Source organism: Citrobacter sp. TBCS-14, from assembly GCF_005280805.1.
Lineage (GTDB): Bacteria > Pseudomonadota > Gammaproteobacteria > Enterobacterales > Enterobacteriaceae > Citrobacter > Citrobacter gillenii.
Map to the genome: position 1 here is coordinate 1 of NZ_SZWM01001321.1, position 265 is coordinate 265.

The 265-nt window shown below is 52.1% G+C and carries 1 protein-coding gene (cut by a window edge); it reads right to left on the reverse strand.

Annotated elements, in window-relative coordinates:
- Window positions 1–63 precede the first annotated feature (63 nt).
- On the reverse strand, window positions 64–265 hold part of the coding region annotated (locus FDX22_RS27590) for an ACT domain-containing protein (protein ID WP_370317965.1) (this coding region is incomplete at its 5' end). The annotated region continues 404 nt past the right edge of the window; 202 of 606 annotated nt are visible.

Here is a 265-nt window from a genome sequence, read left to right on the forward strand (position 1 = left end):
GGATAAGGCGACAGCCAACATCCGGCGATATAGCAATGCCTGATCATCCGGCCTACAAAATAATTAATTACCGTGCAGACGGCGTGCGTCGATCACATCCGGCACCTGGTTCAGCTTGCCGAGCACACGTCCGAGCACCTGCAGGTTGTAGATTTCGATGGTCATATCGATGGTAGCCAGTTGCTGTTTGGTATCGCTCCGACTGGCAACGCCCAGCACGTTCACTTTCTCGTTGGCAAGAATCGTAGTGATATCACGTAACAAG